Raw genomic sequence first — 7,502 nt, 5'->3', positions numbered from 1 at the left:
CAGCCGCTGAAAATCGTGCGTTTACTGAAACTGTTGGTGGCATGTATTTTTCCATCTCCCCCTACATATTTTCCATCCACATCGGAAAAATTGCGCGGGTCTATCATGGTATGATACAACGCGGTATAGAATACTTTTTTCTCTTCTTCGGTGCCGCCTGTTACCGTTATTTTTCCGAGGGCTTTATTCCATGCATCGAAAGTACGTTGCTGTACCTGGTTAAAGTTCCAGTCTTTTATTTCTGTTTCGAGGTTGTTTTTAGCGCCGTCAATGCTCACGAAAGAAATACCTGCTTTCATCAGTACTGCTTCCTGGTTGGTGGTAGCGAATTCGGTGTAGAAGCCGAGGTGTTTACCGGCTTTTTCTTTAGCGCCGGGTATTACCGTGGCTTTGGCGATTTGTTGCTGATAACGGGCACTTTCCACGTCTTCCCGTTTGCGGGACCAGCCCTCAGGGATGTCTGCACTCCAGATCCCATATTTCGCTAATGGCTTACTGAATTGTGCGTAGAAATATACGGTATAATTAGCTTTGCCATCGCCATTTCCCCAGCCGCCACCTTCGGGGGTACATTGCATGTATCCCGCAATGGTGCTGTCGTTGATCACTTTTACTTCCTGCCAGGTTGAAGTACCTCCTACCCTGCGGGCCAAATCTATTTGTATGCGCGATTGCTGCTGTTCAGGAAAAGTGAAGCGCATGATGCCGCTGTGTGGAGCGGCTGTCATTTCTGCGGTGATGGGTTGTTCCGTGAGTTGAACGGCATAGTATCCTGCGGAAGCTTTTTCCGATTGTTTTGCATACGTGGAGCGATAGCCTTGTTCGGGGTGTTGCTGACTTCCGGCAGCTGTTTGTAATGGGCCGGTGGTGGGCATCACGAGAAAATTACCCAGATCGCCATACCAACCGATGCCGCTCATTTGTGTAAATACAAAGCCTTCTATGGTAGTATGTTCGTAGCTGTATCCTGATCCGTTGTCGCCACCGGTGATGGTATTAGGACTCAGTTGTACCATCCCAAACGGGGTGGCGGCGCCGGGAAAAGTTTTACCAAGACCGTGATAGATCCCGGCTGCGCCTTCGCTGGTGCTGGCGCCGATAAAAGGATTTACGTAAGCAGCTGGTCCCTGTGCCTTGCTGATAGCGGATATAAAAAGTGTGGAAAAAAATATAGCGGCAGTCGTTTTCATCTTTACATTTTAACGATCTCGATTTTATGGAGAACGGGTTTGTTGATAGTATAGATCATTTTCACGATGGTATCGATTTCCTGTAACCAGGCGGTACGCAGTTCTTTGTACCGGGCTGTTTCATAATTTTCTTCGTGGAATCGCAGCATACCATCTTTTTTTGCGGCGGTGCGGATACTATCCAGCGCGGCATCATCATCCTGCAATAATAATTTCTTTTTATCAAAAAAGTTACCCTGTACCCAGTAATAGCGGCGCAGGCGGGCTTCCAGTTCTGCACGGTAAAGGTTCAGCTGCATGATGGAAGCGGCCTGTTTATTTTGTGGCGTTTCCGGCAATGTGGCCAGGTTAATACCTGTTGCCAGGGCCGTAGCAGACGATTGACCAATCCCTTGTCCATCTATCAGCAGTTGATAATCTCCTGCCGGCAATCCTGCCACCTGTAATATTTCCCGGTTAAAATCTTCCGTGAAAGGAATCCAGTTCAGCGCATCGGATTGTTTCTGATTGTTGCCCCAGATGCGGGACACCGTGTCTATCGGGAAAGGTAGAGAAGCCGCCAGGTAATTAAAGCTCACTTTGCCTGCGGAAGTATTGAGCTGGCTGATAGTACAATTCACGGCCTGCTGCACTTTGCCCGTACCTGCATTGATGTTGATTTCCGCCACCGGCTGACCGTTCAGTCCCTGACTTTTCAGGAAGAGGGATGCCATTACGAGGTGTCCTGCGTTACCGGGATGGATGCGATCGGGGCCAATGATGGTAAAGGTAGAATCGGTTTGCTGCAGCTGTTGATTGAGCGCCGTCATAGGCCGGAACAGGTCAGTGAACGGCCAGTTATTTTTTTTCGCTGCCGCTTCCTGGAATTTGATTATTTCCAGCATGGCTTTGCTTTTTCCGGGAAAAACATTGCCGGAAAATTTTGCCGTTTCATCATAGGGTGGCGACGACATCATTATTTTCTGAATGCCCGGCAACTGTAGCAATCGTGTTTCTATCTGCTGATAACTTCTACGGGAAGCGGCGATGCGTTCCGCGGCGGTTTTATCCGCGTTGGCGTTGTTAAACTCAAAATAGCCGGTATCGTTCATGCCGAAAGTCAGCACCAGTACATTGGGCTTTTTGGCCAGTATATCATACTCCAGGCGGCGGTAGATGTCGGACGCTTTGTCGCCGCCGATGCCGCCGTTGAGGATCACCAGTTTTTTACCGGGGAAATGGGTCATGTAGTACAGGTAAATGTACGACACATAGGCGCCTGCTTCGGTGATGCTGTTGCCTACAAAAATTACGCGATCGTTTTGTTGAAAGGGCTTTACCTGTGCCTGTGCCAGCAATGTGGTGAGACTTAGGCCAATAGCATAGAAGAACTTTTTCATATAGTGGTTTAATTATTTACTGTAACATTTTTCAATCGGATGGTGCGTATACCAAACTTTGGTATTGCTAATTGCATCACTGTTTTTTTGTGAGATGGCCGGCGTTGCAAGGTGGTTATCATACTGCCGTCGAGTTGTTCCAGGGCCGCCTGCGTGGCCTTCCCGTTGAAAGTGAGTTGCTGTGTTGCGCTATTGCCGCCGGCATTGTACAGCCTGATCAACAAATCTTTTCCGTCCATGCGCATGGCGGATACCTGCCAGTGATCATCTGATAATGTGAACAAGGAAAAATCATTTCCGGGTTTAGCCGGAAGTACCTGCAACGGATCGCACCAGCGGGTTTCTTCCTGGGTGATGCCGCCTGTTTGCCAGTTACCGGTATGTGGTACAATAGCATAATTCACTTCCGTAGGCCCGGTGATATCGTAATTACGGCCCCAGAGCGCCCTGCCGCCGTATTGCAGTGTAAGGCCCAGTGGATAATTTTTTCCATGCACGTAGCTACCGGTATGATCGGTGAACAATGCGAAGCCGGTGTTGCCGTCGGTGACGTCGGCCCAGTGGAGGATCACATTATTTTTAATGCTGTCCCAGCTACTGAAAAATGTGTTTTCCAATTGGCTGTTCGTCACATCAAACGGGGCATCTTTACTCAGTTGTTGTTGGGAAAGATGGAGTGGAAAGAGTACCTGCAGTTTGCAGCTATCATTGTAAAATGCTTTGTGCGTAGCTTCGGTGTTATAGTTATTGGCCTGCGAATACGCGCCTATGCCGGGATTACCTTTCCAGTTTATTTTAACGTGCATGTCTATACGTTGTTGACCACGGGTAAGTACAACCATTTGTGTAAACGGACGTCCGCCGATAAAGCCGTTGATGCTTACCGACACGCGGGCTTTATTATTTTCCGTGATACGGACAGTGGCAGCTGTATCCATGCTGGAGCGCCAGGCGCCCTCGTTATAAAAGTATCCTCTCAGTTCATTGAAGCCCCGGCTGTTTTTTGTGTCTACCATTTCTTTACCGGTAGCTTTGACAATAAGACTGGTGATAATGCCGCCCCTGGCGGGGTCCATCTCCATAACGTATAGATCTGTTTCTACCTTATACCGTCCGTTTTCCGGTTGGGTAATGGGTTGCACCGCGGCAGGTGCCGGCTGCAATTTGTACACGCTGAATCCTACCGGCGGCACGATGGCGTTGATGAGCAGCTGTCCATCGGCGCTCGTTTGCGTTTCCACTTGTTTGCCGTGGCTGTCTGTTACGGACCATCCGGCGCCGGTATATTGCGGCAGGGCTATCCATTCCTTCCGTTGAAGTCCTGTAGTATTCAGCACGCGGATATAATCCGCTTCCCGACCATGTTGCAGCAGAATGCTATCACTCATGGCGATGGAGTTATCTGTCCAATGTTTTACCTTATCGATCCAGGTACCGTTTTTATCACTGTTGTACGGAACAATCCAGCAATCGTGGTGTTGCGCCAGCAGCAATGATTTCCAGGCGGTATCCAATTGTTGTTGCGGCCATGGGAGGTGATCGTATACGGTAGTAATGGCGGCGTATTTTTCTGCCGTTATTAATTTATTTTCTGCGGTCCTTACCTGTTGTGCAATACGTTGTAATACCTGCGCACCCCATACCAGGCTTACCTGGATATCTTCCTGACTGAGTGACCATACCGGCACGTTTGTTTTATCTGCCACGCGGCTGATATAATCCCGCCAGGTTTGATACTGCGCCTGTTGCTTCAGCCAGGGGCCACCGCGCCAGCCGGCGTCCTGCAGGCACATACCCACCGGATGTGCAATGCCGGCGGCCAGTGCAGAGTGGATATATTCCGGACTGTTGTTCCATGCGGTTGTTTGCCAGGTAGAATGGGGCAACAGGGCTTCCGAACGATAGCGGGGCACAGTAAGCAATTGGGAACCATCGGGGCCCTGCCACTGTACCAGTTCTCCACCAAACGCGCGGGTGTAGCCTCCCCAGCAGGTATTAGGATTTTTCAGGGATGCGTATTTAAATCCGAAGGAGCGTAGCACCTGTGGTAAGGCGCTGGTAAAACAGGGTTCTTCACTGGAATAGGTAGTGAATACCGCGCCGGGAAAATGTTCGCGTACTTTTTGTATGCCGTAGCTGAACTGTCGTATCATACTTTCGCCGGAGCTGGTGTACAGGTAGCTCTGCCCGTAGCCGGGGTTTACATACTCTATGCGGCCGTTGTTGGTTTGATCGGCAAACAGCTGCCCGAAGGTGGCATATGCCTGCGGATCGCGCACCTTCACCACATCCCAGGTTTCGGGTTCTATTTCCAGGTTTATTTTCCAGTAAGGATTTGCCTGCAACTGGCTGTTGATAAATTGCGTGTATCCGTTAGGGTAATGTCCGTAAACGCCACCGTGATAACCATCAATAAAGTGTTGCTGTTGGGCAAAAGATGCCTGTGCCGCAGCGGTGAGTACAACCGCCAGGCAAATATTCTTCAGTTTCATGCTGTTGTTAAAGGGCCAAGTCCGGGTTTTTCTGAACTTCAGCTAATGGTAATGGAAATTGAAAATCAGTTTCATCGAAGCTCCGCAGGTGATTAGGGGCTTTGTATCCTACCAGGCTGGTGATGGTGCCATGCGCTACATCAAAGGCTTTGCGGGTGCGCAGCATATCGTACCAGGTCTGGAATTCAAAACAAAGTTCCCAATATCTTTCTCTGAGGATATCATCTGTTGTTAAAGTAGTGGGTGCCGGCGTCACGGGAAACGCCCGGTGGTGGACTGCATACCAGGCAGCTATCGCTGCTGCATCGGTGGTAGTACCGCCGTCGATCATACTCTTCGCCTCTGCACCTAACAGCAATACATCTGCGTAACGGATCAACGGAAAATTAGCGCCGGAGCGACCGGTTTTCTCTGCTTCCTGATCCCAGAATTTGAAAATATAGGCCTCGGGAAAAAATACCGTTTCCGCCGGATTACCGTAGCGCTGATATTTTGTATAGAAAAAAGCCTGCTCCTGCCTGCGTTGATCGTTTGCTGCGTAAGAATTATAAAACGCCGCTACCGGCACCATGGCACCGCCATATGCCGGCTGAATAGAAATGGGCTGCACCGGGTAGGGCAAATACGCCCAGTGTATGTTGCTCACCGCCACCGTGGGATGACGTTGCAGCATAAAAATATGTTCACGGGTATTTTGTACTGTCGGATTACGCAGATCGCTGTATTGTTCAAACAGGGAAAACTGGTGGCTGTCGATTACTTCCATGGCTTTATCGTATGCCAGCTGATAGTAGGGTGCTCCTTTTTGCAAAGGATAACCGGCCATGGTGATGTATACTTTTGCCAGCAAAGATTTTACCGCGCCGAGGCTCACATGTCCGCTCTGGTCTATCCAGGGCAGCCCTGTATTTTCTGCTGCTTTGAGGTCTTTCACAATCTGGTCATACACGGCTGCCTGCGGAGTACGACGAATTTTCACATCGTTGATATCTTTTGTGGTCGCCAGTTTCAGGGGAATGTCTCCAAAAAGCCGTACTGCCTGAAAGTAATACCATGCCCGCAGAAAATACGCTTCACCGAGGTAACGCTGTTTTGTTTGCTCATCGACAACGGATGTGATGCTGACATTTTCAATCACGCTGTTGCAGTTTTCCACCGGATAGTAAGTAGCATTCCACCAACCTTGTAATCTTGAGTTGGCGTTGTCCAGTTTATCCAACCGCAGAAACTGATCATCTTCAAAACCGGAGGGCCTTGGTCTGCGGCTATACCCGGTGATATACTCCAACGAATACACGGGACTCACGGCTACGCCTATATTTACGACAAAGGGCGTTGCCAGTCCGTCGTACATACCGTTTACCGCCGCACTCACCTGTTCCGGTGTTTTGTAATAATGTGTCAGGCTGAGAGAGCCGGAGGGCTCCTCTTCCAGGAATTTGTTGCAGGAAGTGATCAGCATGATGATCATCCCCCACATAACCACTTGTTTCATATGTCAATTCCTTTATTCAAAATGTAACATTTAAAGTAAACGACAGCGTTTTCGCTTTCGGGTATTGGTACAGGTCTACGCCCTGGTTAAAGTCGCCATCGAAGGAGGAGGCTTCCGGATCATATCCCTTATACTTTGTGAACAGAAAATAGTTTTCCGCGCTGGCGCTGATAATAGCAGATTTAATATGATACTTCGCGAGCCAGTCTTCCTTTAACCGATACGCCAGTGCAATATTTCGTATCCGCAGGAACGTGCCTTTTTCTATGTTGTAGCTGTCCATTTCATTATCGAACCCGTCTTGCGGCAGCCGCAGGGAGGCGTGCATTCCTCCTTGCTGTTGCGGCGTCCATGCGTTGAGGAGGCTACTATAGCTGTTGGTGGCAGGGGCAGCATTTTCCATGATCATCCTGGTAAAATTTGCCAGGCTATGGCCATAGATAGTTTGTACATCTACCGACAGGGAAAAATTTTTGTAGGTAAATGTATTTCCCATGCTGGCTTCAAAATCGGGCATGCCGTTGCCCAGCACCGTGCGATCGTTGGCATCTTTCACTTTATTATTATTCCGATCCTCATATTTCAGATCGCCTGGTTTTTTGCCGTAGGTAGCTGCTTCCGATGCTTCTGCTGTGCCCCAGGTACCGACGCGGCGATAGCCGTAAAATTCGTTCAGTGGTCGTCCTTCCATGATGCGGCCTCCCCAGGGATACATGATATCACCATTGAGTGCCAGCACCATGGAGCGGTTCATGGAATAGATCAGCGAGGTATTCCAGGAAAATTGGTTATGGCGAATATTGTTGCTGACCAGCGATAGTTCGATACCGCGGTTACGGATAGCACCGATATTATCAAACACACCTTCATAGCCGGTAGTGGCGGGCATCAGCCGGTAGTACAACAGGTCCTTCGTAACACGGTTATACAGGTCGCCGGTAAACTG

At 49.3% G+C, this 7,502-nt stretch carries 4 protein-coding genes and 1 pseudogene; all 5 read right to left on the bottom strand.

Annotated features, from left to right (window positions below; translation table 11 throughout):
• A partial coding sequence (locus VIP81_RS21950; protein ID WP_331966369.1) for a glycoside hydrolase domain-containing protein occupies positions 1-1,190 on the bottom strand: 1,190 nt, incomplete at its 3' end.
• Between the two features lie 2 nt (positions 1,191-1,192).
• Positions 1,193-2,569: an SGNH/GDSL hydrolase family protein gene (locus tag VIP81_RS21945; RefSeq protein WP_331966366.1), complete on the bottom strand. Its 1,377-nt coding sequence runs from the start codon at positions 2,567-2,569 to the stop codon at positions 1,193-1,195.
• A gap of 8 nt (positions 2,570-2,577) precedes the next feature.
• A complete protein-coding gene (locus tag VIP81_RS21940) occupies positions 2,578-5,061 on the bottom strand; it encodes a glycoside hydrolase family 38 C-terminal domain-containing protein (protein ID WP_331966363.1) in 2,484 nt (827 codons plus the stop codon).
• 7 nt (positions 5,062-5,068) lie between these two features.
• Positions 5,069-6,556, bottom strand: a complete 1,488-nt coding sequence (locus tag VIP81_RS21935) for a RagB/SusD family nutrient uptake outer membrane protein (protein WP_331966360.1) — start codon at positions 6,554-6,556, stop codon at positions 5,069-5,071.
• Positions 6,557-6,572: 16 nt separating this feature from the next.
• Positions 6,573-7,502, bottom strand: a pseudogene (locus tag VIP81_RS21930) (SusC/RagA family TonB-linked outer membrane protein); the annotation flags it as partial.

The organism is Chitinophaga sp. (genome assembly GCF_036566945.1).
Lineage (GTDB): Bacteria > Bacteroidota > Bacteroidia > Chitinophagales > Chitinophagaceae > Chitinophaga.
Note: the sequence above shows the minus strand (reverse complement) of the source record. Positions and strands in the feature narration are given on the sequence as shown.

Excerpts from the sequence above, each read along its gene's own strand:
- VIP81_RS21940 (WP_331966363.1), bottom strand. The coding sequence starts at position 5,061 with ATGAAACTGAAGAATATTTGCCTGGCGGTTGTACTCACCGCTGCGGCA.
- VIP81_RS21935 (WP_331966360.1), bottom strand. The coding sequence starts at position 6,556 with ATGAAACAAGTGGTTATGTGGGGGATGATCATCATGCTGATCACTTCC.
- VIP81_RS21945 (WP_331966366.1), bottom strand. The coding sequence starts at position 2,569 with ATGAAAAAGTTCTTCTATGCTATTGGCCTAAGTCTCACCACATTGCTG.